General features: G+C 69.0%; 24 protein-coding genes. 7 read left to right on the top strand and 17 right to left on the bottom strand.

All coding sequences use genetic code 11. The features are described 5' to 3' along the window. Position 1: 1 nt before the first annotated feature. From QMC84_RS05240 to QMC84_RS05290, 11 genes are all read right to left on the bottom strand, one after another. On the bottom strand, positions 2-1,189 hold the full coding sequence (locus QMC84_RS05240) for a flavin reductase (RefSeq protein ID WP_300372523.1): 1,188 nt from the start codon (positions 1,187-1,189) through the stop codon (positions 2-4). A 186-nt stretch (positions 1,190-1,375) separates the two neighbouring features. Continuing rightward, a complete protein-coding gene (locus QMC84_RS05245; protein ID WP_300372525.1) occupies positions 1,376-2,335 on the bottom strand; it encodes an SDR family NAD(P)-dependent oxidoreductase in 960 nt (319 codons plus the stop codon). A gap of 360 nt (positions 2,336-2,695) precedes the next feature. Further along, positions 2,696-3,754 (bottom strand): ABC transporter permease, encoded by a 1,059-nt coding sequence (locus QMC84_RS05250; protein WP_300372527.1) that lies wholly within the window; start codon positions 3,752-3,754, stop codon positions 2,696-2,698. Continuing rightward, positions 3,738-5,255 carry a sugar ABC transporter ATP-binding protein gene (locus QMC84_RS05255; RefSeq protein ID WP_300372529.1) on the bottom strand — a complete coding sequence of 506 codons (1,518 nt, stop codon included), beginning with the start codon at positions 5,253-5,255 and terminating at the stop codon, positions 3,738-3,740. The genes QMC84_RS05250 and QMC84_RS05255 overlap by 17 nt, the downstream gene beginning before the upstream one ends. Before the next feature lie 342 nt (positions 5,256-5,597). Further along, on the bottom strand, positions 5,598-7,274 hold the full coding sequence (locus tag QMC84_RS05260) for a class I adenylate-forming enzyme family protein (protein ID WP_366145740.1): 1,677 nt from the start codon (positions 7,272-7,274) through the stop codon (positions 5,598-5,600). Beyond that, positions 7,186-8,349: an acyl-CoA dehydrogenase family protein gene (locus QMC84_RS05265; RefSeq protein WP_300372533.1), complete on the bottom strand. Its 1,164-nt coding sequence runs from the start codon at positions 8,347-8,349 to the stop codon at positions 7,186-7,188. Before QMC84_RS05265 ends, QMC84_RS05260 begins: the two co-directional genes overlap by 89 nt. 12 nt (positions 8,350-8,361) lie before the next feature. Beyond that, a complete protein-coding gene (locus QMC84_RS05270) occupies positions 8,362-8,658 on the bottom strand; it encodes a hypothetical protein (RefSeq protein ID WP_300372535.1) in 297 nt (98 codons plus the stop codon). After that, positions 8,655-9,725, bottom strand: coding sequence for an aminoglycoside phosphotransferase family protein (locus QMC84_RS05275; RefSeq protein WP_300372537.1), 1,071 nt, complete (start codon positions 9,723-9,725; stop codon positions 8,655-8,657). Before QMC84_RS05275 ends, QMC84_RS05270 begins: the two co-directional genes overlap by 4 nt. 133 nt (positions 9,726-9,858) lie before the next feature. Further along, entirely contained in the window at positions 9,859-10,392 is a 534-nt protein-coding gene (locus tag QMC84_RS05280) for a Zn-ribbon domain-containing OB-fold protein (RefSeq protein WP_300372539.1), read from the bottom strand. A 1-nt stretch (position 10,393) separates the two neighbouring features. Beyond that, the gene (locus tag QMC84_RS05285) at positions 10,394-11,599 is read right to left on the bottom strand and encodes a thiolase family protein (RefSeq protein WP_300372541.1); all 1,206 of its coding nucleotides are present in this window, start codon (positions 11,597-11,599) and stop codon (positions 10,394-10,396) included. After that, positions 11,599-12,813, bottom strand: coding sequence for a hypothetical protein (locus QMC84_RS05290; protein WP_300372543.1), 1,215 nt, complete (start codon positions 12,811-12,813; stop codon positions 11,599-11,601). The genes QMC84_RS05285 and QMC84_RS05290 overlap by 1 nt, the downstream gene beginning before the upstream one ends. A 126-nt stretch (positions 12,814-12,939) precedes the next feature. Here QMC84_RS05290 and QMC84_RS05295 point away from each other — a divergent pair, with 126 nt between their 5' ends. The 6 genes from QMC84_RS05295 to QMC84_RS05320 are packed head-to-tail and all read left to right on the top strand — an operon-like array spanning position 12,940 to position 17,792. Continuing rightward, positions 12,940-14,121, top strand: a complete 1,182-nt coding sequence (locus QMC84_RS05295; RefSeq protein ID WP_300372545.1) for an acyl-CoA dehydrogenase family protein — start codon at positions 12,940-12,942, stop codon at positions 14,119-14,121. Further along, positions 14,118-15,221, top strand: a complete 1,104-nt coding sequence (locus QMC84_RS05300) for an acyl-CoA dehydrogenase family protein (RefSeq protein ID WP_300372547.1) — start codon at positions 14,118-14,120, stop codon at positions 15,219-15,221. The genes QMC84_RS05295 and QMC84_RS05300 overlap by 4 nt, the downstream gene beginning before the upstream one ends. Further along, positions 15,218-15,973: an SDR family oxidoreductase gene (locus QMC84_RS05305; protein WP_300372549.1), complete on the top strand. Its 756-nt coding sequence runs from the start codon at positions 15,218-15,220 to the stop codon at positions 15,971-15,973. Before QMC84_RS05300 ends, QMC84_RS05305 begins: the two co-directional genes overlap by 4 nt. Positions 15,974-16,000: 27 nt before the next feature. Further along, positions 16,001-16,483: a hypothetical protein gene (locus QMC84_RS05310; protein WP_300372550.1), complete on the top strand. Its 483-nt coding sequence runs from the start codon at positions 16,001-16,003 to the stop codon at positions 16,481-16,483. Further along, positions 16,480-16,923, top strand: coding sequence for a MaoC family dehydratase (locus tag QMC84_RS05315; RefSeq protein WP_300372552.1), 444 nt, complete (start codon positions 16,480-16,482; stop codon positions 16,921-16,923). Before QMC84_RS05310 ends, QMC84_RS05315 begins: the two co-directional genes overlap by 4 nt. Beyond that, a complete protein-coding gene (locus tag QMC84_RS05320) occupies positions 16,920-17,792 on the top strand; it encodes a hotdog domain-containing protein (RefSeq protein WP_300372554.1) in 873 nt (290 codons plus the stop codon). Before QMC84_RS05315 ends, QMC84_RS05320 begins: the two co-directional genes overlap by 4 nt. Before the next feature lie 21 nt (positions 17,793-17,813). On the opposite strand, the gene QMC84_RS05325 is transcribed toward QMC84_RS05320, so the two are convergent. The 5 genes from QMC84_RS05325 to QMC84_RS05345 form a co-directional block, all read right to left on the bottom strand. Next, positions 17,814-18,419 (bottom strand): TetR/AcrR family transcriptional regulator, encoded by a 606-nt coding sequence (locus tag QMC84_RS05325; RefSeq protein WP_300372556.1) that lies wholly within the window; start codon positions 18,417-18,419, stop codon positions 17,814-17,816. A 58-nt stretch (positions 18,420-18,477) separates the two neighbouring features. Next, positions 18,478-19,215, bottom strand: coding sequence for an SDR family oxidoreductase (locus QMC84_RS05330; protein ID WP_300372558.1), 738 nt, complete (start codon positions 19,213-19,215; stop codon positions 18,478-18,480). 7 nt (positions 19,216-19,222) lie between these two features. Beyond that, positions 19,223-20,404: a thiolase family protein gene (locus QMC84_RS05335; protein ID WP_300372560.1), complete on the bottom strand. Its 1,182-nt coding sequence runs from the start codon at positions 20,402-20,404 to the stop codon at positions 19,223-19,225. A 63-nt stretch (positions 20,405-20,467) separates the two neighbouring features. Next, positions 20,468-21,205: an SDR family oxidoreductase gene (locus QMC84_RS05340; RefSeq protein WP_366145737.1), complete on the bottom strand. Its 738-nt coding sequence runs from the start codon at positions 21,203-21,205 to the stop codon at positions 20,468-20,470. After that, positions 21,202-21,963: an SDR family NAD(P)-dependent oxidoreductase gene (locus tag QMC84_RS05345; protein ID WP_300372562.1), complete on the bottom strand. Its 762-nt coding sequence runs from the start codon at positions 21,961-21,963 to the stop codon at positions 21,202-21,204. The genes QMC84_RS05340 and QMC84_RS05345 overlap by 4 nt, the downstream gene beginning before the upstream one ends. A gap of 347 nt (positions 21,964-22,310) precedes the next feature. Here QMC84_RS05345 and QMC84_RS05350 point away from each other — a divergent pair, with 347 nt between their 5' ends. Next, entirely contained in the window at positions 22,311-23,072 is a 762-nt protein-coding gene (locus QMC84_RS05350; protein WP_300372564.1) for an SDR family oxidoreductase, read from the top strand. Positions 23,073-23,855: 783 nt separating this feature from the next. Here QMC84_RS05350 and QMC84_RS05355 read toward each other — a convergent pair. Next, a complete protein-coding gene (locus tag QMC84_RS05355; protein ID WP_300372566.1) occupies positions 23,856-24,776 on the bottom strand; it encodes an alpha/beta hydrolase in 921 nt (306 codons plus the stop codon). Positions 24,777-24,835 lie beyond the last annotated feature (59 nt).

Raw genomic sequence — 24,835 nt, forward strand, 5'->3', positions numbered from 1 at the left:
CTCAGCCGCCGCCCGAGGGCCGAGGCGGGGTTCCACCGAGCCGTCGGGTACATGCGGCAGCGGCGTCGACGACCTTGGCGATGTATGCATTGATGCCGCTCCGCGGCCGCGGGAATGAGTACGCGGTGAGTCCGAGCACCACCTCACCCGCGGCATCGAACACCGGGGCCGAGATCTGGCGCACGGCCTCCTGAGCCTCCCTGGTCAGATCCTCAGGATCGAAGACCAAGTTTTGCACGATTCCCAACAGGGCCACCGAATCAGTGCTCTCGGGGTCCTTGGCGAGCTGGTCCATGGTCTCGGCGAAGGTGCGCTGTCCACGGCTCATGAGACCCAGGGAGTACCCACGCCCGCGGACCGCCCGCAGAGCTCGCTGGCACCGCTCCCACGCGGCGTCGCTCCCGACGAGCCGCAGCCAGGACGCTGCCTCGTCCTCGGGAGCCCAGGCAGCGAACACGGTCCCCACGGGCGGCACGAAGGGCAAGCGCTGACCCACCAGGGTGCCCATCTCGTCCGGCGCCCCGCTGGAGCCGGCGGCCGCCACAGTCACCACGTCGGCGCCAGCGCGGGCGGTCAGGATGGTCCGGCAGTCGAGCAGCTCCGACAGGGCCTCCAGCTCCGTCCGCACCAGGCCGACCCGGCGCAACGTCTTCGCCGAGATCCCCGGCGACTCGGCCACCGTCAGTGCGGTCGGTGCGAAACCGCCGTAGCCGCCCTCGAAGAAGATCAACGGCCGTCGGGCAGAGCCGATGTCCATGTCGAGCACGCGACCCAGGACGGCGAGGTGGTCGCCAGCCTCGTCGACGCGCTCGATGGCGCAGTCGATCCAGGCGACCGCCCCTGACAGGATCGGCGAGCCGCTCTTCGCGAGGGAGTAGGGCTGGCCCTCGAACTTGTTGCCGCCCCTCTGGGCGAACCGACGACACAGGTCCTCCTGGTCCGAGCCGAGGACGTTCACGCTGAAGGATCCGGATCGCTCGATGGCCGGCCACGAGCTCGAGCTGCGGGCCACGAACAGACCGACAAGAGGCGGATCCAGGGAGACCGAGGTGAAGGACCCGACCACCATCGCGGTCGGCCCGTCGGGCCCAGACCCGGCGATCACACTGACCCCTGTGGGGTAGCGTCCGAGGACGCTCCTGAACCACCGGGAGTCGATGTGTCGCGGCGCGACGGGTGCGAACGTCACGACGCCTCCTCGGCGTGAGCCCGGCTCGAGGACCGGAAGGAGGCGAGAGGGCACTTTGCGAGGTCCATCTCGACCGACGTCGTTCTCGTCATACCTGCCCTCCTTGTGTGTGATTGGCATCACCGTAGATGCGCTACCGGCACGTCTGTTGTCCTGATCCGCTACAGGTCCGCAGACACACCGTGCCTACCGGTAGTCGCTGAAAAGTGGCGGGATCGTGTTGAGCTCGTCTTCGTATGAGTTCATGTCGACGAAGCGTCGTAGGTCCCGGATGGCTGCCGCGTTGTCCCGTAGGTCCTCAGCGGTGTGGTCGGGGTTGAAGTAGCCCTCTGCGACGACGAAGGCCACCTTGGCCACACGACCTGAGGTGGTGCTGAAGATCTCGCCCGTGACAGGAGTGTCGCGATGTGCCAACCACACGACCGCGGGCGAGACCAGGGCGGGCGGCCCGATGGCCAGTCGTCCCTCCGCGATCTCGTTCTTCCAGTTCTCGATCCGCGGGTCGGCGCTGCCGAAGAAGTGCTCGGCGTTCATCCGGGTGACGGCGACCGGGGCGATCGCATTGGCCCGGATGCCGTGCTCGGCGCCCTCGAGCGCCAGGTTCTTGGTCAATCCCGCCACTGCCAGCTTCGCGGCGCCGTAGTGGCTGAGCATCGGCGCACCACCGAACCCGGCGTTGGAGGTGGTGTTGACGAAGCGCCCGTGGCCCTGCTGGACGAAGATCGGCCACGCCGCCTTGCTGACGTGGTACGCGCCATCCACGGTGACGTCCATCATCGCTCGCCACTGGGTGTCAGTGACGTCCGCGAAGTCTGCGTAGGTTGCGAAGCCGGCGTTGTTGATGACGACATCGAGCCGGCCGAAGGCCTCGAGGGCGGTCTCGACGATCCCGGCTGCACCCGCACTCGTGGCGACGGAGTTCGCGTCTGCGACCGCGCGGCCGCCGTTCGTGACGATCTCGTCGACGACGGACTGTGCTACGTGGGTATCGGCGCCCTGACCCGTGTCGCTCGATCCGAGGTCGTTGACGACCACGTTCGCGCCCCGCGCCGCGAAGGCAAGTGCGTGCTCGCGCCCCAGTCCCCGTCCCGCCCCGGTGACGATCACGGTCTCCCCGTCGAACCTCAACTCATGCGATGCGCTCATGCTTGTTCCTCGTCTGTCTGGGAAGTGCGGAGCATCGCTCCACGCCGACGGCCGTCCCCGGGCCACCCGATACGGTCGCGGACGGTCAGGCGACAGTAGGGACCCTCGAACGCGAACAGGTGTCCCCGTTCGCGACACCGGCGAGGGCGAGAGCCGGCCGGGAGAGACGGTCGCCGTGCAGCTCCGGTCCGGCCAGGCGGGCCGGCCCCGACGACCCTCTCGTTCTCGGTCGCGAACTGGCGATCATCGGCTCGGACGAAGCGGGTGGGACGGAGCTGGAGATCAGCGCCCGCCGGTGAGCGTCGGCGGGCGACGTCCCACAAGGTGCGTCAGGATCGCCGTCGCCGAGCCACGACGCGCCTAGTCCGATCCCGAGAGCCGCTCGCGCTGACGTCCCATGAGGGTCGAGACCAGCACGGCAAGGATGAGCGCTCCGCCGTTGAAGACCGGCGAGACCCACGAGTCGGCGCCCAGGAAGGTGAATCCGTTGACCGCAACGGCGAGCAGGTAGACACCGCACATCGTCCCCCATACGTTGTAGCGGCCGGGACGGATGCACGTGGCACCCAGGAACACGGCCGCGAGCGCAGGAAACAGGTAGGCCGGGCCGGACGCGGGATCGGCACTGCCGGAGCGGATCGTGATCATCAGCCCCGCCAGGCCGGCCAGCGTTGCCGAACCCAGGAAGGCGAGCCACACGTCCTTGCGGACATTGATCCCGACCAGGTGCGCGGCCCGCTCGTTGGAGCCGATGCCCTCGAGCTCACGCCCTCGCGGCAGGTGGGTGAGGACATACCAGACGACGACCGCCGCGACGACAAGCACCCAGAACGGCCGAGGCAGCCCCAGGAAGGTCTCGAAGCCCCAGGACCCGACCCAGTCGGGCAGGCCGGACGAGATCGTCTGGCCGTCGGTGAAGTACTGCAGTCCCCCCTGGATCAAGGTGTACAGGCCCAGCGTGACGATGAACCCGTTGAGCCGAAGGCCCGCGACGAGCCACCCGGTGATCGCGCCACTGAGCAGCGAGACCGCGAGGGCCGCCAGCAGCCCGACCCAGGCCGGGTAGCCCGCGGGGCCGGCCAGCTGAGCGAACGTGATGCTCGCGAGACCGGCGACCGCGGGGACCGACAGGTCGAAGTAGCCGGCGGTCAGAGGCACGAGCATGGCGAGCGCAACGATGCCGGTGACGGCCTGGTTGCTCAGCAGCTGACGCACGTTGGCACTCGAGGTGAAGAGCTCTCCGGTCGACCCGTCGATGGTGAAGAAGGCGACGAGCACGACGAGCATCAAGGGCAGGCCGAGCCGCTCGAGCTGGTTGACCGCGGTGCTGGTCAACGACGGCCGCGAGCCCCTGTTCTTGATGGGCTTGAGCGGGGTCTGGGCCCCGGGCTCGGTGATCTGGTCAGTGGACAGCGACATGGGATTCCCCTCCGGAATAAACGAGCTGGCTGAGGCGGTGCGGCGTGATCTCGGCGCACGGCACCTCGGCTTGGATGCAGCCGTCACGAAGAACGAGGACGCGATCGGCGAAGCTCGCCAGCTCCTCGAAGTCGGACGCCACGAGCACCGCACCGGCACCCGCTGCGACGCGCTCGCCGATCAGGCGATAGATCTCGGCCCGCGCCCCGACGTCGACACCTTGCGTCGGTTCGTCGAGGAGGATCACACGCGGATCTCGCTGGAGCCAGCGGGCCAGGATCGCCTTCTGCTGGTTGCCACCCGAGAGGGTGTCGATCGCCTGATCGACCCTCGCCGCCTTGATCCCGAACTGCCCGACCAGCGCGCGTGCGTCTCGGGCCATGGACCTGGGCCGCATCCTGAGCCGGCGCCAGTAGCGACGCAGCACGGCAGCGGAGATGTTCATCGACAGGGACTGATCTGCGAAGGCGGCGGCGACGGCGCGGTCCTCGGGAATCAGGGCGATACCGGCGGACATGGCGTCGGCGGGCCGACGCACGCGGATCGGCTGGCCGTCGACCTCCACGGCGCCCCGCCTCGGCTCGAGGTCGCCGAAGATCCCGCGGAGCAGCTCGGACCGGCCCGACCCCAGGAGACCTGCGATACCGAGGATCTCGCCACGGGCGACCTCGAAACTCACCCCGCTCACTGGACCGACGTCCATCTCGCTCACCTTCAGCGCGGATGGGCCCTGGGTGCTCGGCCTCGCGTCCCGACGCACCTGCTCGAGGTCCTTGCCGACGACCAGCCGGATCAGTGCGGCCTCGTCGATGGACGCCGTGTCCCACGTGCCCTGCATGTCGCCGTCGCGAAGGACCGAGACCCGGTCGCACAGGGAAAGGACCTCGTCGAGGCGGTGGCTGACGAACACCACGCTCTGCCCACGGGCGGCGAACCTGCGCAGCGAGGCGAACAGTGCCTGCGCCTCGTGCAGCGGGAGTGCCGCAGTGGCTTCGTCGATGATGAGGGTGCCCCGGTGCTGGTCGCCCTGGTCCTGGAGGGCGCGGGCGATCGCGACCTCGGTTCGCACGGCGGGCGAGAGGCTGCTGAGAAGGGTCGCCGGTGACGCCTCGATCTCGAACCGCTCCAGCAGCTCGCGGACACGCACCTCGACCTTGCGCCACGAGATCCCGCTGATGCGCGACTTCTCGAAGCCCCTGCCGAGCGACAGGTTCTCCGCCACGGTCATGTCGGGAAACAGTCCGAGGTCTTGATGAACCACGCGTACGCCGGCCTCGTGTGACCACTTCGGATTGATCTCGTCGGCCGCCACTTCGGCATCGGCGATCCGGATGGTGCCGCCGGCAGAGCCCTTGTAGATGCCACTCAGGATCTTGATCAACGTCGACTTTCCCGATCCGTTGCCGCCGCAGAGCGCGTGGATCTCCCCGGCCCGCAGCTCCCAGTCGACGTTCCGCAGCGCAGTGGTGCCGGGGAACGTCTTGTCGAGTCCTCGCACCACGACCTCGAGGCGTGTTCCCGCGACCGGGGCCGAGCGTTCGGAGGCCCGCTGACCGGAGCCGACGCGGTCGGGTCCTTCGGGCGGGTTGCTCGTCGTGGTTGTCACAGGCCAAGTCCGTTCTCGTGATGCTGAGGGCCGCGTCAGCGCGGCCGTGGCGACGGTGATGTCGGTCACCCTAAGAAGCGGACGAGGCCGCGAGTTGTCCTTATCCGCTACACATCGTCGGACGCGTGCGGACCACCTCGGACGGGCTCCTCCCATCGACCCTCGGGTCAGCCTGCTCGGCACCGGCTCGAGAAGCGGCGATCGGGCTCGACGCCGCGCGAGCGTCCCGCCCCGAGATCAGGTCGGGGTGGAGTCCACCTGCGGAGCAGCGGAGTCCCCCACGCTCCTCTGCCCGAGCTCGTCGGCGACGAGGCGTCGGAGCTCGACCTTGCGGACCTTCGTCCCGGACATGGGCCACTCGGACAGGAAGCGGACATGTCGCGGCACCTTGAACGAGGCGATGGCGCCTCGACAGAACTCGATGATCTCGGCCTCGGTGACTCGCGCCCCGGGCCAGAGCTCGAGGTAGGCAGCCGGCACCTCGCCGTACACGTCGTCGGGCGCCGCTACGACGGCAACCATGCGAACTGCCGGGTGCGACAACAGGTGGTCCTCGATCTCGACCGCCGCGACGTTCTCGCCGCCCACCTTCAACATGTCCTTGAGCCGACTGATGTAACGGAGTTCACCGGAGTCCGACCTCGATACCAGGTCGCCGGTGCGGAACCACCCATCGACAAAGGCAGCCGCCGTCGACTCCGGATCTCCGTGATAGCCGCTCAGGCATCCTGGACCGCGGACCTGGAGCTCGCCAGGCGTCCCGTCCGGCACCTGCCCCCCGGACAGCGGGTCGATGAGCCGCACCTCCATGCCGGGGAGGACGCGGCCGGCGGTGGTGAACCTGCTCTCCGGTGGGTCCGCGGCTTCTCCCAGCGCGAGGAAGCCACCTACCTCGGTGCACCCGGTGTTGGAGACCTGGGCCACCTGGGGAAGCAGCTCCTGCATGATCCGAAGGCGCTCCGGCGTGCCCACGTTGATGACGAGCCGCGCCGATGACAGCCGCTCGGGCGCAAACTCGGCGTGCGTCAGGACCTGCATCCAGATCGTCTCGAAGCCGGGGAAGAGGACGGTGCAACGCTCATCGATGATCTGGCGGACGGCGGTGGTCGGCTCGAAGTGGCCGTTGTGGTGCAAGCTCGCGCCCGCTGCCTGCGCCGCCAGGAACGGCGTCCAGCCCCCGGTGTGGAAGAGCGGAAGCGGAGTCCAGAACCTGTCGTCGGGTTCCAGATGAAGACGCTCAGCGACGGCACTTCCCTGGTGAGCCATGGCCGCGGCGGTGTGGACACACGCCTTGGGCATCGAGGTCGTCCCCGACGTGTAGATGATCCGGGCGGGCCGGTCGGGATCCGTTGCCACGCTCTCGTCCAGCGGAGGGACCGCCGCGGGACCGGCCCACTGCGAGCGGGCCGCAGCGACGTCGATCACTGTCCCGTCGTAGAGCTCGGTGTCGAACAGGTCGCGGAACCGGGCGACGGTGAACACGACCGGGCATTCGGCGTTCCGCAGGGCGAACCCGAGCTCCCTGGTCTTGAAGCGGGCGTTGATGCAGGCCGCCACCGCACCGAGACGAATGGCAGCCAACGCCAGGACCAGGTAGTCCGCGCTCGCACCGGGCAAGAAGATCCCGACGCGGTCACCGGGAGCAATGCCCATGGATCGGAGCACTCGTGCCGCGCGACGCGTCGCCAGGTCGAGCTGTGCGAACGAGAGCTGCTCGCCAGGGAACGAGACCGCTAGTGCGTCCGGGCGCGTCCGAGCGTTGTGATCCAGGAGTGAAGTGATCGGGAGGGAAGAGACAGTCATGGGTGGAAGCGTCCCCTTCGGGTCAGAAGGAGCGCGCGAGACCCAGGCGCTCTGCGACAAGGTTGCGCGCCATCTCGTTGTTGACCGGGCTGAAGCGCATGAGGCGGGCATCGCGCCAGTACCGCTGCATGTCGGTCTCGGTGGAGTAGCCCTGCCCACCCATCACCTGGATCCCCAGGTCGGCGCCCGCCGCGGCATGCTCGGAGGCAATGATCTTGCCCATGGTGACGGCCATGAACGTGTCCTCACCCGCATCGGCGCGACGCGCTGCCTCGTAGGCGATCAGCTCGGTCTGGTACTGGGCGATCGCGATGTTCGCCACGTGGTGCTGGACCGCCTGCAGGTCCCCCAGGCGCCGCCCGAACGCCTCGCGAGTGCTCACGTACGCGAGTGCGTCCTCCAGCACTCCGTCGAGGATCCCCGTGCAGGTGCCGAGCACCAGCACGCGCTCGTTGGTCAGCGTCGGCAGCAACATCCGCCACGCCCGGCCGGGCTCCCCCACGACCATGTCGTCGGGAACGAAGACGTCACGGAGCTCCATGAGGAAGGTGCCGAGTCCGCGCATGCCCAGCGGGCTGAGGGCCTCGAGGGACACGCCTTCCGACTTCGGGTCGAGGAGGAAGAGCGTGACGCCGTCCGACTTGCGCTGCACGTCCTTGTCGGTCCGGGCCAGCAGGAGGATCCGGTCCGAGACGTGGGCCGAGGTGCACCACTTCTTGACGCCGTTGACCACCCACCCGCCGCTCACCTTCTGCGCGGTGGTGGTCATCGCCCCCAGGACGTCCGTACCACCGCCGGGCTCAGTGAATCCGATGGTGACGCGCATGTCGCCTCGTGCGATGCGGGGCAGGAACTCCCGCTTCTGGGCCTCGGTGCCGTAGAGGCCGATCGAGTTCGCGCCGGCGAAGGAGGTCATGCCCCAGATCCAGACCATGCCGGCGAGCGAGCGTGCGAGCTCTCGCGCTTGGATCAGCTGCGTGAGCATGTCCGCACCGTGTCCGCCGTACTCGGTGGGCACCGCGGTGGCGTGGTAGCCCGCCCGGGCGAGCTTGTCGAAGAGGTGCAGGGGGTAGTCCGGTCCCGCGGCTTCCGCGGCGCGGGCCACGTTCTTCGGGATCTCGCGTTCGACGAAGGACCGCAGCTCGTCGCGGAAGGCGCGGTGCTCGGGCGAGAGAAGGTGCTCCACTCGGTCCTCCTGTCAGTCGCGGGGTGCGTGGTTCGGAACGGTCGCCGCCAGCGCGCCGTTCAGCTCGGGGAAGGGCCACGTCAGGCGCAGCTGGACGGGCCCGTCCGCCTCGCTCTTGAGCTCGAGGACGAGAGTGTCCTCCTCCACACTGACGGTGATGGGGAGGGCGACCTCGATCCGACCGCTGCCGGACGCGCCGGTCGCCGTCGGATCGTCTGCGGCCGCCGCGTTCGCCTGGGTGGCGGCTCTATACAGCGCTTCTTCGAGCAGTACCCTGCACCAGCCCGCGACCTGGTCGTTGGAGCTCATGCGTGACCACCTTCCTCGAGGGTTCCGAGATCGTCCATCGCCGTGCTGATCCGCTGGATCATCAGCATGGACATCTCCTCCGACTGCATGTCCGGGAAGACGGGCGACGGCACCAGTGTCGGCGTCCACAACAGCAGTGGCACGTTCAGGGCTCGTCGGTACATCTCCCATGCGGTGTCGACCGACAGGTCCTGTCGTAGGTTCTCGAGGTAACGGCTCAGCAGGTCCTTCTCCCAGGCGCGCCGGTCCTCGACGTCGAGGGTCGTGGACACCGTGTAGGCGAAGTCGAACGCCCAGCTCCCTGTACACGTGTTCTGCCAATCCGCCAGACCGATGACGTGGTCGCGCGTCTCGTACCAGTTCCCGAGGTGCATGTCGCCGTGCAGCAGGGTCCGAGGGCCGTCGGTGTGGAACGACATGGTCTGCTCCGCGTCAGCCCAGATGCGGTCGCGCTTGGCGAAGACGCCGGGCGGGATCACGTCGGCGGCCTTGTGCATCGCCTCGTTGTGGGAGTCGACCATGCCTACGCGCTTGCCGAACTCGAGGAACCCCCCGTGGCGCGGCAGGGCCGACAGGTCGTCCGCGAAGCGCGGCGAGTCCCAGAAGGCTCGGTGGTACGCCGCCAGCGTGTCCACCATCCCCTCGGCGGCGGTCCTGGTGACCACGGTGTCGCGATGGTAGAACTCCACGCCCTTGGTGGCCACGAGGTCGTCGAAAATCTGGATCGACCGCCCCGAGACGTTGTCGATCGCAGAGACGAGGAGGGTCGGGGTCTCGATGTCCAGTTCCGGCCTGGCGACCGAGAAGAACGTGTACTCCTGGGTCACCACGCGACCACCCGAGGCCAGCCGGCTCAGCACGGTCGGGGTGGACTTGACGAACATGGCCTCCGGCAGTCCGGCCCTGCGCCCAGCGTCGTTGTAGCGGACGGTGAGCCAGCGGTGGACCGTCGAACCCATGTCGCCCTTGCCCCGGACGTCGATGCTCTCGACGCGCGCTCCCTCGTGCTCGGAGCACACGCGTGCCGTCAGCCACTCGGGGGTGATCGCCTCGACCCGCCACGGCACGTCGGACGGACTCGTGACCTCGGGCGACGTTAACTGGTCCCAGACACTGTGCGCGGCGTAGCGAGCGCGCGTTCGGAACCTCGATGCGTTGTCAGTGGTCACTGTCCGGTGCCTCTCTCTGGGATCGGGTGCACTACGACGCCGGCTCGAAGTGCGAGATGTCCAGGACGTGTCCGACCCGCTCCTCGGCCCAGACCGCTCGGACCCTCGTCCCGAACGGGAGCGCGTCCTTGGGGTCGGACTCGCTGTCGAAGTCGACCCCGACGACATGGTGCATGAGCAGCGTGCTGGCACCGTCGAGCCGGATGCCGCCGATGGCGTACGGCGGGGTCGGGCCTCCGGTGAACCCGTGCCAGGCCACCGTGTAGACCTCGAGCGTGCCCTCGGCGGGCAGCTCGAGCCACTCCGCGGTCGGTTCGAAACACGATTCGCAGTACGCCTGCGGAGGCACGAAGACCCGCGAGCAGCTGGCACAGCTGTTGGCCAGGAGCTTTCGCTGGCGCAGCCCGTCCATGAACCGCGACCAGGTGGCACCCAGGTGGATGTCGTAGCGCAGGTTCCAGTTCACTTCCTGCGTGGCCGGCCGGCTCGGGGAGGCCGCCACGCCATCGCTGCCACTCCGGCGGATGATCGCTTCGCCAGCCTGGCTCGCGGTCGGTGACGTCATGTCAGTTGCTCCTTGTCAGGGACTCGAAAACGGCGAGGTTCTCGAACTGGAAGAACGTGCCTCCCGTGCCGTGGGCCAGCGTCCGGTCGGCCCCGGCCACCTGGATCTCGGCCGGCGCGTCGCCCATCACCTGGAGGGCAGCGTAGGCATATGGGGCCAGCTCGCCGGCGACTCCCGCATTCGTGCACTTCGGGCCTCCCGACATGTTTACCGGAAGCCTGCCCTCGGGGTCGGTGGCTCCGCTGCGGATCAGCTCCACGCCGCCGCCGGGCGACGCGAAGCCCAGCGCTTCGAGCTGCATCGGCTGCATGTGGGCGTACGGCGCGAAGAGCTCCACCGTGTCGAAGTCCTCGGCTGGGTTGCGGATGTCGGCACGTGCGTAGACGCGCCGGGCCAAGTTCTCCAGGTTCTCCATGCGGGCGAAGTCCCCCTTGCCGCCTCCCAGGTAGGGATCGGCGGACATCCCCATGGCCTTGATCAGTGCGGGCCGGGTGGCGCGCCCGACCGAGCCGCTCGCGCGCTCGCTCCGCACCGTGTCCGCGTCGGCGACGACCATCGCGACCGCGGAGGTCGATACGGGGCAGACCATGGCCTGGGTCAGTGGTGCCGAGAGCGGACGCGCGCTGAGCACCTCGTCGGCGCTGATGGTGTTGCGGAGATGGGCATAGGGGTTCCTCGCCGCCTTCGCGTGGTCGGCAACCACCACCGCCGCAAGGTCCTCCGGGGTGAGCCCGAAGCGATCCTGGTAGGCGCAAGCCGCGAAGGCGCCCATGTGGTAGGCGCCCATGCCGAGCGGCTGTTCGATGATCATCGGGGAGTTCGTGTTGATGGCGCTCTGGAGGTCGGTGGCGCCGAAGAACGTGGGGCCGCCGAGGCACAGCACGACCCGGTGCGTCCCGGACCGGACCATGCGGGCGGCGACCTGCATCAGGTTGCCACCCGTCGTACCGCCGGTGTTGACCACCACGACCGGAGCGGTCGAGCCGATCCCGAGGAGCCGGGTGAGGTGCTTGGCGCCGAGAACCGTGCCCTCGAAACCATCGATGTTGCCGGTCACGATGGCGTCGATGCGGTCTGGTGCGTCGCCGCTGTGCTCGAGGGCGCGGCGGACCGCGAGCTGGCACAGCTCGATCGACGACAGTGTCTGCTTGCGTGGTGAGGTCGCTTCGGTGAGTCCGACCCCGGACACGACGGCACGGTAGGGCATCAGGCAGCCTCCACAGCGATGACCGTTGCGTCCTCCGCGACCCCGCCGGTGATGGTGTCCAGCGAGTGGCTGAGCGCGATGCTGCCGGACGGCAGCTCCCCGATCCGCTCGACGACCTCGAGCAGCCGCAGACCTCCGTTGGCGAGCCCCGGGAAGTTGCTGCGCATACCGCCGCTCGGATTGACCGTCACGTTCGCGTCGATGCCGAGGGCATCGACGAGGGGTTGGTGGAGGTGCGGCGTCGGGGCGGAGACCTCGGCGAGCGCCACATCGCGCGCTGATGCGCCGGAGGTCGCGAGTGCCGCGCGCGTGGCGCGCCGAGTAGCGGCTCCGGGGTCGGCGAGCCACTCCCCCGTCCAGGTGTATCCACCGGTCGAGTGGCCGAGGCCCGTGAGTTTGGCGTCGCGTCCCACGCAACGACCGGCACGCGCCGGCGACGCGAGCACCACGGCGACGGCACCCGCGGAGTGCGCCGGGAGCATGAGCTCGTGCAGGGGCCACGCCACTGGCACGGAGTCCAGCACGTCCTGCGCCGTGGCACCACGTCGACGCACGGACCGGTCGAGCCCGGCACTTCGACTGATCTCAGAGGCAGCCAGGGCGGCGAAGCCCTCCGCCCTCATCCGCGAGACAGCAAGGACTCGGGCCGCGTGGAGGCCGTACGCCGTGTTGGCGGTGAGCCCGACCGGTCGATCGAAGTGTGGGTCGAAGGCCAGGTTGGAGACCTGCTCAAGGAAGCGGCCGCGTCGCATCGCATCCCCCGTGGTCTCGGGGTTGTGGACACCGACCGCGACCGCCACCTCGACGTCGCCGCTGGCGATGGCCTCGGCCGCCGAGACGATGGCCACGCCCGCGTCGCCCTCCACCCGAAACGCATCGCTCAGGTATCCGCCCGACGCTGCGTTGGTCAGACCGCTCGAGATGCTGCGGCCGTCGAGCACATCCATCGACGCCGAGACCGACAACCCCAGGTCCTGCTTGCGCAGACCGGCCTCGCGCAGCGCGCGATAGACGACGTCGAAGACCAGCTCGTCCAACATCGCGTCATGCTCGGTGACGAACTCGGTGGCTGCGATCCCTACGACGTGGACCGGAAGGATCGGTCGTACCGAGAGGTGGGGCTCTGACGTGGATTCCATAGGACCTTCCTTGGCTGGTGCCCGGGACGCTAGGCCAGGCCCGCAGGCACGACATGTCGCATCGTGCAACAGCACGGTGGGCGCGCGGCGAGGCCAGCGCTGAACCCGCTCCCGACCTCCCCGGGCCACCGGCCAGCGGCTGCCTCGATGACGCAGACTGAGACATCTCCGGCACGCCCGGTTGTGACAGCGTCAGCGACCATGATCGACGCAGAGGCCGAGCTGGGCCGACGAGTTCAGGAGTTCCTGGCTGCGCATCCGCCGGCACAGACGGACCGCGACCGGTTCCTCCGCGCGCGGTTCGAGGCCGGGCTTGCGTGGGTCGACTACCCGGTCGGGCTGGGCGGCTTGGACCTGGACAACTCTGTCCAGCCGGCGGTCGACGCCGCCTTCGCAGCTGCGGGCGCACCCGACAACAAGCCGCAGAGCAACGTCATCGGACTCGGCATGGCAGCGCCGACCTTGCTGCAGTGGGCGACACGCGAGCAGCAGGAGCGGTGGCTACCCCCGCTGTGGACCGGCGAGGAGGTCTGGTGCCAGCTCTTCAGCGAGCCCGGCGCCGGGTCGGACCTCGCTGCAGTCGGCGCGAGCGCGCGTCGCGATGGGGAGGATTGGGTCGTCAACGGTCAGAAGGTGTGGACCTCCCTGGCACACACCTCCCGCTGGGCGCTGCTCCTGGTGCGCACCGACCCCACCGTCCCCAAGCACCAGGGCCTCACCTACTTCGTCGTGGACATGCAGTCGCCCGGGATCGACGTCCGCGCATTGCGGCAGCTGACGGGCGAGGCGGAGTTCAACGAGGTCTACCTCGACGACGTACGTGTTCCGGACGCACAGCGCCTCGGCGCCGTCGGCGAAGGCTGGCGCGTCACGCAGACCACGCTCATGAACGAGCGGGTTGCGATCGGCGGATCCGTCGGATCCCGCGAGACCGGGCCGGTCGCGGACCTGATCTCCATGTGGCGAGAGGCGCGAGCGGATCGCCCCGAGCTGCTCGACGACGTGACCCGGCTGTGGGTGGACGCCGAGGCACTTCGGCTCGCAAGTGCGCTGTCCGCCCAGGCCGCGGAGCGGGGAACGCCTGGGCCGGAGGGCTCAGGACTCAAGCTCGCCTTCGCGCAGCTGGCGCAAGCCTCATCGTCGCTCACACTCGACGTCCAGGGGCCTCAGGCGCTCCGGTACGACGACTGGACCGAGCATCGCCCGGACCTCACCACACCGCCGGATCGCGTCCCCGGCTACTGGTACCTGCGGACGCGCGCGAACTCGATCGAGGGTGGTACCTCCGAGGTGATGCGCAACATCATCGCCGAGCGGGTGCTGGGCCTTCCTGCGGAGCCCCGGGTCGACAAGGACATCGCGTGGAAGGACATCCCGAAGTGACCGAGCTGCCCTCACTCCTCCCCCACGAGGTGGACACAGACCTGCGCGACGCCGTTGCCAAGCTCCTGGAAGACCGCTCACCGATCGACGCCGTCCTGCACAGGTGCGATGCGCCTGAACCGTTCGGTGACGGCGCACGCGCGCTGTGGGCCGGGCTGACGGACGACCTGGGCGTTGCCGGCCTGCCGCTGGCGGAGACCGAGGGCGGCGCGGAGGCAACGTGGCGCGAGACTGCCGTGGTGGTCGAGGCCCTCGGACGGGCGGTGGCCGACATCCCCTTCTTCATCAGCGCGGTCATGGCCACCTCGCTCGCGCAGGCGGCCGGGGCCACCGGCCTGCTTCGGGACCTCGCGACCGGACATGAGATCGGCGCGGTCGTCACGCCGTTCGCTGCGCCGTTCGAGCCGCGGGCCGAGGTAGGGCTGCACGGTTCCCGGGTGGCGGGCCGCGTGAGCGCGGTCGCCGGTGCGCTCGAGTCCACGCAGCTCCTGGTGCCCCACCCTGACGCACTGCTCCTCGTGCGCACGACCGATGCAACGATCACTCCTCTTCCCTCGCTCGACATGACTCGCCGAGTCGCCGATGTCGAGCTCGCCACCGTTGAGGCGGTGGTCCTGGCCGAGGGCCGGGAGGCGCAGCAGGCGGTGCAGCGTGCGGCCCACGTCTCGGCCGCCATGTTGGCCTCGGAGCAGCTGGGCCTGGCCGAGTACAGCCTGGAGTCGACCGTGCAGTACCTCCAGCAACGACGCCAGTTCGGCCGCGTGGTGGGCTCGTTCCAGGCGCTCAAGCATCGGCTCGCGGACCTGTGGACCCTGTTGATCCAGGCGCGCGCCGTGGCGCGCTACGCGGCCGCATGTGCCGGCGCGGAGGAGGGGACGGCTGCCGCGCACGATCTGCCGGTCGCGGCGAGCCTGGCCCAGTCCTACTGCGGCCCCGTGGCGGTCAAGATCGCCGAGGAGTGCGTACAGCTGCACGGGGGCATCGGCTTCACCTGGGAGCATCCCGCTCACCTGTACCTCAAACGCGCCAAGGTGGACGCCTTGGCACTGGGCTCGGCGGCGTGGCACCGTCGCGAGCTGGCCAAGCAGGTGGACCTGTGACCGATCTGACCGGACGGACGGTCGTCATCACGGGCGGCAACAGCGGCCTGGGACTCGGCATGGCGCACGGGCTGGGCGCCAGCGGTGCCCGCATCGCCGTGTGGTCCAGGACTGCCTCCCGCAACGAGGCGGCCGTGGCCGAGCTCCGTGAGGCGGGGATCGAGGCGGAGGCATTCACCTGTGACACCGCCGACGAGGACAGCACGCGCGATGCGATGCAAGCCACGCTCAGCCGCTACGGCAAAGTCGACTCGATCTTCGCGAACGCGGGCATCGCCCGCGCCACACCCTTCGTGGAGACGACGCTGGACCAGTGGCACGACGTGCTCCGGACCAATCTCGACGGCACGTTCCTGTGCACGCGGGAGGCGGCACGGCACTTCGTCGACCGGGGCGACGGGGGCTCGATCGTCGTCGTGTCCTCGATGATCGCCCGGTACGGCGGAGCGCGCCAGGCGGCGTACACCACCAGCAAGAACGGCATCATCGGGCTCGGCCGCACACTTGCCGTCGAGCTCGCCCGCCACCGAGTCAGGGTCAACGTCCTCGTGCCGGGTTGGACCGCGACCGCGATGAACGTCGACCTCCGCGAGAACGAGCGGTTCATGGCGGCAACGACCCAGCGCACGCCAGCCGGCCGTTGGGGCGTGCCGGAGGACTTCCACGCGGTCGCCGCGTTCTTGGCCGACCCGTCCCTGACGTTCCACACCGGTAACGAAGTCGTCGTCGACGGCGGCTACACCGTCTTCTAGGCCGACACCCACCGCGCAAAGGACGCCATGACCGTCTCCATCGACAAGCTCCAGACACTCGAGGGCCACGTGCTGCCCGGGGGCCGGATCACCATCGAGCCGCACGAGTCGTTCATCGGGGAGGAAGCCCTGCGCGCCGAGCCGGGAGCCCATGGCGGGGTCCACCCCGCCTGGTTCGTGATCGCGTCTCTGAGGTGCATGGGCATCTCCGTGGACGAGCTGTGCGCACTCGCGTTCCAGGAGGAGGGCGACGTCCTGCTCTTCGGCAACTGCCGCGTCGAGCAGCACCAGCCTCTCCGCGAGGGCGTGACCTACCTGGCGAGTGCCCACATCGGTGAGGTCAGCTCACGAACGACGCGGGACGGCGCCCGGCTGGACAGCGTCGAGGTCATCGTCCGGCTACGTGTCCAGGAGCCCTCGGGTCGCGACGTGGGTGCGAGCGCAGAAGTCGAGGCCCGGGCCGGCGAGATCGTCAGCACCTACCTGTTCAAGAGAGGAAGCACCACGTGAGCAGCCCCGTCGGCTTACAGCCACCGCCGCCAGTCGGGACGTCGCTCCCGAGCCGGGTGATCTGTCAGGTTCGTGAAGAGGACATCCGCATCGTGGCGCTCCTCCTGCGCGACCCCAATCCCATCCACTACGACATCGACGAGGTGCGGCGCCTCGGCATGGGTGACCGGGCGATCAACCAGGGCGGAGCCACCATGGCCTACGTGATGGACGCGGTCGTCTCCTGGGCAGGTTCACGTGCGCACCTCCGGTCGATCGATTGCAGCTTCCGCGGCAGCGTCATGGCGGGTGATGACGTCGAGGTCGGCGGGATCGTCACCGACGTTCGGGCGGACGGGCCCGACTTCCTCGTGACGGTCGACGTCTGGGCCGACGTCGTCGGCGGTCGCCGCGCCATCGCGGGGACCAGCACCGTCGTGTGGCACGGCGGTGCGTCATGAGCATCCTCGGGAACGGGGTAGCGACGATCGACGAAGAACGACGCCGAGCCGTCGCCTCCTCCATTCGGGCCAGTCGCGGCGGACCGGAGCGCGCCTTCGGCGACCTGGTCGTCGAGCTCGTCGATCCCACGGACGACCGGGGGGTCCCCGGCGCGGGCGGACTCGTCGAGGCTCACATGCACGGTTCCGGTGTTCGGTTCGGGCCGGACGGGCTTCCGGCTGCGGGATCGATCGGCGTCCTCGTGGACGATGCGCTCGGATTCGCCATCATCGGGGCTAGCACCGGCCATCTCTGGTCGGTGAGCCTGGAGGTCTCGATCGACTTCCTCCACCCCCTTCCGAGTGCGCCCTTGCGCCTCCTGGCCACCGGACGGCCGGGCAACGAGGTCGCCGGCTACGGGCACGGCGCGGTCACCACCAGCGACGGGACCGTGGTTGCCCACGCTCGGCAGCATGGTCGCTACGTACCGGCACCGCACTCGTTCCCCGAGCTGCCGGCCTCCTCCGCGGAGCGGTTCCCCGACACCATCGAAGACCTCCTGGCGACCGAGGTCCACCACGTCGACGGCGCCGTCGTGCTGAGACTCGCAGACGCCGGCCCGTGGCTGAACGGACTCGGGGTCCTGCACGGTGGTGTGGCGATCTGTGCCGCCGAGGCGGCCGCGGCCCACGCGACCCTCGACGCTGCCACCACCATGCAGACGACCTCGATGACGCTTGCCTTCACCCGTCCCATGAGCGGTGAGCACGACCTGGAGTTCCGCGCACGGACGCTCCACGGCGGTCGTACGGCACGGGTGATCGAGGTCGTGGGCTACGCCGGGGACCGGCCGTCCACCTTCGCCAGGATCATCCGGCAAGCGCTCTGAGCGCGGGGTGGGGTCGGGACCTCAGGCCAGCTCGCCGAGCGTCAAGAGCGTGTTGCTCAACATCTTGTGCAGCTGTTCCTTCGTCATGGCCCGATCTTCGAGCCAGCTGAGCGTCGCCGCCGCAATCATGGCCTGATACGCCTTCACCATCGCGTGGTGCGTCGGGTTCGACTGTTCCAGGCCGACGACCAGGAGCAGGCGATTCTCCCAAGCCTGCAAGCTCTCGACGAGGACGCCCGCCACCTGGGGGTCGGTGCTCGAGGTGGCGTTCAGCAGCGTCATGAACATCTCACGGTTCTGCTCGACTGCGTCCAGCCAGCGACCCAGCACGACTCGGACGCGGCGCTCGGTCGACCCCTGCTCGGCGGCGGCCGGCTCGGCCGTCACCGGGATCTCGGAGAAGCGTCGGACGATCTCGAGGAAGAGATCCCGCTTGGTCCGGAAGTGATAATAGATGTTGGTCCGTGTCGTGCCGGCCTTCTCGGCGATGTCGAGCAGCGACACCGCCTCGTAAGGCCGCTCGGCGAAGAGTTGTTGAGCCGCGATCAGGATCTGGTCGCGCCGCGTGTCGGCCTCGAGCCTGAGCCGCGGCTGCGCCGGCGTAGCTGCCTGTGAACCGCTCGTCACCGCGCCACCATAGCCCTGGGGTCGGTCGGCCGGCCCGATTCGCTCACGCCCAGATCTCTCACATCGCCAGTCCGCCGTCGACGGGGAGGACCACCCCGGTGACGTAGGAACTCTGCTCCGCGGCCAGGTACCCGATGGCGGTGGCCATCTCCTCCGGCTCGGCGAACCGTCCCACCGGCACCATCTCGGTCATCTCGTCGATGCGCTCGACGGGCAGCGAGGTCACCATCGGGGTCGCCGCATTGGGTGAGATGGCGTTCACGGTGATGCCGAACCGCGCCGTCTCCTTGGCGACGGTCTTGGTGAAGGCGATGATCCCGCCCTTGGCGGCCGCGTAGTTCGACTGGCCGATGGTTCCGTGCAGGCCGGTGTACGAGGTCACGTTGATGATCCGCCCGTAGCCGGCCGCACGCATCACGGGCACGACGGCACGCGTCACGGCGAAGGTCCCGCCGAGATGCACGTCCAGGACGTCTTGCCACTCCTCGTCGCCGAGCTTCCACACAACGCGGTCTCGGGTGATTCCGGCGTTGTTCACAGCGATGTCGATCCGGCCGGTCCACGCCTCCACGGCCCGCACGACTTCACCCACCGCGGCGGTGTCCGTGACGTCGATGGCGTGGGTTGCGACCCGCGCGGAGGCCGGCCAGGCGTCGGCCAATGCCTCGGAGCTCCGGTCGAGGACCGCCACGTGCGCACCTGCGTCGTGGAACATGGCGGCGATCGCGCGGCCGATGCCCTGCGCGCCGCCGGTGACCAGTGCGGTGCGACCGCTGAAGTCGAAGGAGATGCTCACGGTCCGGTCACATCCGCTCGATGATCGTCGCATTCGCCATGCCGCCGCCCTCACACATCGTCTGCAGCCCATAGCGGCCACCGGATGCCTCGAGGTTCGAGAGCATGGTGGTGAGGAGGCGCGTACCGGACGCACCGAGCGCGTGCCCCAGGGCGATGGCACCGCCGGAAGGGTTCAGCCGCTCGGGGTCGGCGCCGGTCTCGCGCAGCCAGCACAGCGGCACCGGCGCGAACGCCTCGTTCACCTCGACGGTGTCGATGTCGTCGATGCCCAAGCCAGCGCGCGCCAGCACCTTCTGGGTCGCAGGAATGACACCGGTCAACATGAAGAGCGGGTCGCTGCCGGTGACGGAGAACGAGTGGAACCGCGCCCGAGGCCGCAGTCCCAGCCGGGCAGCGCGCTCCTCGCTCATGATGAGGACGGCCGAGGCCGCGTCGGTCAGCGGCGAGGAGTTCCCGGCGGTGATGCTCCAGTCGATCTGCGGGAACCGTGCGCTGGACTCCGGGCTCGCGAACGACGGGCGCAGGCCGGCGAGCCCTTCGGCGGTCGTGGTGGCCCGAATGGTCTCGTCCTCGAGGTGGACGGTTCCGTCCGGGAGGGTGATCGGCACGATCTCACCACTCAGGTGGCCCGACTGCACGGCCGCGGCCGCGAGTCGGTGGGAGCGGGCGGAGTACTCGTCGAGGTCCGCACGCGACAGCTTCCAGTGCGCCGCGATGAGCTCGGCGGAGACGCCCTGACCGATCAGGCCCTCGGGATACCGGTCAGCCAGCGGCCCCACGTTCGGGTCCTGCCCCTGCGAGCTGGCGCCCATCGGGATGCGGCTCATGGACTCGACACCGCAGGCGATGACGATGTCGTAGGCCCCCGCGATCACACCCTGGGCGGCGAAGTGGGCCGCCTGCTGACTCGATCCGCACTGTCGGTCGACGGTCGTCGCCGGGACCGACTCGGGGAGCCCGGCTGCCAGCACGGCGGTACGTGCGATGTTCAGGGCCTGCTCGCCGGTCTGGGACACACACCCGGCAATGACGTCGTCGATCGTGGCCGGGTCGACCTCGTTTCGGCCCAGCAGTGCCCGTAGCGTCTGCTGCAGCAGGTCGACGGGATGCACCGACGAGAGGGCTCCGCCTGGCTTGCCCCGCCCAGATGCTGTGCGGACGGCATCCACGATGACTGCAGTGGTCATGATTGCTCCTTGTTGGTTCTGACGTTCAGACGCCGGGCGGTGCCGACAGAAGGTGGACTCGGGTCAGGCGCGCCAGAGGTGGCGGCCCGGGCGGGTGAGGACGAGCGAGGGAACGACCGTCCGGCGGCTCAGTCGGGTGAGGCCGACCACGGCCTCGGCGACGTCGTCGACCGGGAGCATCGACTCGGGTGGCACGGTCTCGGCCAAGCCCTTGGTCATGTCGGTGGCAACGTAGCCAGGACATACCGCTGTGGCAGACACGCCACCGTCGGACTCCTCCGTGGAGAACGTCTCGCACCAGGAGATCAGTGCGGCCTTGGTCGCGCCGTAGGCGGAGTTGAGCGGTTCGCCGACGATTCCGGTCGTCGAGGCGATCGCGATGACCCGCCCGCCGCGTGGTGAGGCCTGCCCGGCATCGCGCAGGAGCGGCAGGAGGTCCTGGGTGAGCACGTATGCCGATCGCACGTTGATGGCGAACAGCTTGTCGAGGCGCCGAGCCGGATAGTCGGCGAAGGCCCCGATCGCGCCCATGCCGGCGTTGTGCACCAGGACATCGAGTCGGCGATGAATCCCCTCGTGTGCGCGGGCCAGCCGGTGGACGTCCCCCTCGTCCGAGGCGTCGGCCGGGCAGGTGAGGACCTGGACCGGGTGGGCGGCGCGCAACCGGTCGGCCGCGGCATCGAGTGCGGAGGCATCGCGGGCGCTGAGAGTGAGGTCGTAGCCGGCGGCGGCGAGCCGTTGCGCCACGGCGAAGCCGATCCCCCTCGACCCACCGGTCACGAGTGCTGCGCGCCGGCTCACCGCGGGGCCATCCGGATCGCGCCGTCGAGCCTGATGACTTCACCGTTGAGCATCGCGTTGTCAACGATGTGCTCCACCAGCGCGCCGTACTCGGAGGGGTTCCCCATCCGGTGCGGGTGTGGCACCTGATCCGCCAGCGAGGCCCGGATCTCCTCGCTGAGTCCGGAGAGGATCGGTGTGTCGAACGTGCCTGGCGCGATCGTCATCACCCGGATCATGTCGGCGGCCAGCTCGCGTGCCAGGGGGAGGGTCATCGCCGCGATCCCACCCTTGGACGCCGAGTAGGAAGCCTGACCGATCTGGCCGTCGAACGCAGCCACGGAGGCCGTGTTGACGACCACTCCTCGCTCGCCGTCGAGCACGGGCGTCTCGGCCAGCATGGTCGCCACCGCCAGCCGGATCACGTTGAAGGAGCCGATCAGGTTGACCTCGATCACCCGGCGGAACCGCTCGAGGTCGACGGGCCTACCCCGGGACACCGTGCGGGCGGGGTCGCCGACCCCTGCGCAGTTGACGACGATGCGCAGCGGGCCGAGCGCGGACGCGGTCGCGACCGCCTCGGCCACGCCATCGGGGTCGCACACGTCTGCCGGCGCGAATGTCAGGCCCTTGGTCGACGCGGCCACCGCCGCTCCGTTCGAGGCGGGGCGATCGACGATGACCGCTCGAGCTCCTCGCGCGACGAGTGCGGTGGCGGTCGCCAGGCCCAGTCCCGACGCTCCACCCGTCACCAGCGCCACGGCACCGTCTGGGTTCACCTGGTCCGCCCTTCCAGATCGGGTCTATCCCGACTGAGCTTGCGCACCGTCGAGCACGGTGCGCGGATCTTGGAGTGAGGCTAGGCAGCCCGCGATCCGGTGGAATGTCGCGAACCGATACACCCGCCACCCGGGGCGCGGCTGGACTGCCGCGTCAAGCCGGCCGGGCTTCTCGACGCGGAATCCGCGACCGGGCAGCGTCGACCCGGCCGTTGTCCCGTTCTGCTACACCGTTGCCCCATCGCTTGCGGGGCAGGTGGCACGGGCCGAAGTATCGCCCTCAGCGCTGCGTCGGGTCGCACCCGTCGCGCGACTCAACCTGGCTCACGTGCGACGACGGAGGAAGCATGGCGATTTCGTTCGATCTGTCCGGGACAGCGCTCGTCACCGGCGCCGGGGGCGGCATCGGCAGCAGGATCGCGGTCGTCTTGGCCGAGCACGGCGCCGACGTCGCGTGCCACGATGTCCAGGCGGAGTCGCTCGAGCCCGTCGTCGAGGCGATCAGGGCGACGGGTCGCCGTGCGCTCGCCCTGACCGGCGACGTCACCGCCGAGGACGCGATGAGCATTGCGGTGGAGAGGACCGAGGCGCAGCTCGGACCGCTCCGCTACGCGGTCAATGCTGCCGGGATCAACACGTGGTGCCGGGCCGAGGAGATGCCGCATGAGCAGTGGCAACACCTGCTCGATGTCAATCTGACCGGCGTCTTCCGGGCATGCCAAGCCGAAGCCCGGGCCATGCTGGTCCACGGAGCGGGCAGCATCGTCAACATCGGGTCGATCTCAGCCGGGATCGCCAACCGCGGGCTCGAGCAGGCGCACTACAACGCTTCCAAGGCCGCGGTCGTTCACCTGTCGACGACGCTCGCCCTCGAGTGGGCCGGTCGGGGACTGCGGGTCAACAGCCTGAGTCCCGGCTACACGATGACTCCCATGGCGGCCGACCCCGCCGTGGCTGAGTACGTCGCCGCCGTCGTGCAGGACATCCCGCTCAGCCGCATGGCCGACCCCGTTGAGATCGCCGGTCCTGCGGTGTTCTTGCTCAGCGACGCCGCGTCCTACCTCACCGGCCACGACCTGGTGGTCGACGGGGGCGCGACGCGCTGGTGATCATGCCTGACCGAGCGGGCCAGTCTGGAACCTCTCCGCGGAGAGGAAGGCGCGAATCCGCATCGGGGCTTGCTTGCCGTGCGGCCGCCAGCATCGAGCGGAGGCCGTGGGCGCGCGGGCCGGACCGGTGTCCGACTTTGCGACGAGTCGTGATGTGGTCGGCACCTAGTCTGACGGCGCAGTCCAGCGCCGCCGGTCTGTCACCAACCTGGACGTCATCATCGACATCCCTCGGCTACGGCGCCGTCATGCGAGATCGAGGACCAGCCACGAGGCATGGTCCTCGTTGATCTGTCCGGTTCGAAAGTCAAAGGGAAGGTCCCATGATCGACGGGCTCGCGCTCCAGGTGCTCCTCAGCTCCCGGAGCATGACGATCGACCGGATGCGGGCCGTCTGCGACCAGGTGATCACCGGCCTCGAGCTCGTCCCGGCCTGAGGCAGCCGTCCACCCGGTTGCATCAGCCCGTGGCAGCGCAGAACGAACGATTGAACCAACGGCCTGGTGCGGCACCACTTCCCCAAAGACACCGGCTTGGCCAGCTGGACCGGGGCAGATCGGATTACTGGAGACGCTGCGCACATCATCGTGCCTCGTACGGGTGCCGGACGGCATCGGCCTCCTCCATCCGTGCCAGTCAAGGAGCAGCGGAGATGGCGGGGCGTCACCCCCGCGCGCGTGGGACCTTTGCCCATATAGCGACTGCGGGCCCGCCTCGCAGAGTGCAGAGCGGGACTCGGTCGTGCGCGGACAGCGGCAGAGAGCGGTCGTTGCCTTGCACTGCCTAGCGCGACATGTGGCGCGCGATGAACTCGGCGTTCGTCGTCCGGATGTGGGTCGCGTGCCCGGTAAGGAGGTGGCCGCCCGTTAGGCCGATGAACTGGCTATTGGGAATCCGCCTAGCCAGCTCTAGGCCTCCCGCGTGTTCGCGGGGGTCGTCGACTGCCTGGAAAATCAGCGTCGGCGTCGTGACTCGCTCGAAGGGTACGTCGTTGACGCCGGGGTTGGTGACGTCGTTGTCGAACAGGATTCCGTCGGTGCGCTCTGAGATCGGCAGCGAGTCCACAAACGCGTGTTCGATGGCGAACGCCTTCTGCTCGGCACTCATGCTCTCGATGACTGACTTGGGCATGAGCATCCCCAACAGCCGTTCCGGGGCTGCCTTGACTGCGGCCCAGTAGATGAAGTCGTGCCCGGCGACGAGGGGTGGGATGGGTCCGGGCACAGGGCCTGGGACGGCTGATGAGATCAGGATCAGCCCGTTGATTCGCTCCGGGAAGTCGATTGCGAACCACATCGCTGATGGACCGCCAGCGGAGTTGCCGACGACGAAGACGCGATCGATCCCCAAGTTGTCAAGGAGCTCGCGGTAGGCGGCGGCCTGCATCCTCACGGTCGCGTCGTGCGGCATGGCCGACTGCAGGTATCCGAAGCGGGAGACGTAGATGAAGCGGTAGTCCGGCCGCAAGTTGCGCCACTGGGTGACGATGGCCTCCGCCTGATCTATACCGCCTGTGATGCCATGTACGACGAGTACGGGCGGCCCGTCACCGGTGACTCGATACTGGATGTCTCCGTAGCTCGACGTGAAGATCTCGGTCGGTTGGGCAGCGAGTCGGGCGCGAGCCTCACCCATGTCGTGGCGGAACATCACTGTGACGACAGTCGACGCGACGAGGACGGTGCCAGCGACCGCGTACAGCACGATCCTGAACTTGCGGTGCTTCCTGACTCGGCTGGCTTGGTGACGAAGTCTTCGCGGAG

The organism is Nocardioides sp., from assembly GCF_030019515.1.
Lineage (GTDB): Bacteria > Actinomycetota > Actinomycetes > Propionibacteriales > Nocardioidaceae > Nocardioides.

What these genes read in the sequence shown, in the direction of transcription:
- QMC84_RS05280 (WP_300372539.1), bottom strand. Translation starts at nt 10,392, where the DNA reads ATGACGTCACCGACCGCGAGCCAGGCTGGCGAAGCGATCATCCGCCGG.
- QMC84_RS05250 (WP_300372527.1), bottom strand. Translation starts at nt 3,754, where the DNA reads ATGTCGCTGTCCACTGACCAGATCACCGAGCCCGGGGCCCAGACCCCG.
- QMC84_RS05285 (WP_300372541.1), bottom strand. Translation starts at nt 11,599, where the DNA reads ATGCCCTACCGTGCCGTCGTGTCCGGGGTCGGACTCACCGAAGCGACC.
- QMC84_RS05350 (WP_300372564.1), top strand. Translation starts at nt 22,311, where the DNA reads ATGGCGATTTCGTTCGATCTGTCCGGGACAGCGCTCGTCACCGGCGCC.
- QMC84_RS05310 (WP_300372550.1), top strand. Translation starts at nt 16,001, where the DNA reads ATGACCGTCTCCATCGACAAGCTCCAGACACTCGAGGGCCACGTGCTG.
- QMC84_RS05270 (WP_300372535.1), bottom strand. Translation starts at nt 8,658, where the DNA reads ATGAGCTCCAACGACCAGGTCGCGGGCTGGTGCAGGGTACTGCTCGAA.
- QMC84_RS05320 (WP_300372554.1), top strand. Translation starts at nt 16,920, where the DNA reads ATGAGCATCCTCGGGAACGGGGTAGCGACGATCGACGAAGAACGACGC.
- QMC84_RS05260 (WP_366145740.1), bottom strand. Translation starts at nt 7,274, where the DNA reads ATGCCCGCCTCATGCGCTTCAGCCCGGTCAACAACGAGATGGCGCGCA.
- QMC84_RS05295 (WP_300372545.1), top strand. Translation starts at nt 12,940, where the DNA reads ATGATCGACGCAGAGGCCGAGCTGGGCCGACGAGTTCAGGAGTTCCTG.
- QMC84_RS05335 (WP_300372560.1), bottom strand. Translation starts at nt 20,404, where the DNA reads ATGACCACTGCAGTCATCGTGGATGCCGTCCGCACAGCATCTGGGCGG.
- QMC84_RS05245 (WP_300372525.1), bottom strand. Translation starts at nt 2,335, where the DNA reads ATGAGCGCATCGCATGAGTTGAGGTTCGACGGGGAGACCGTGATCGTC.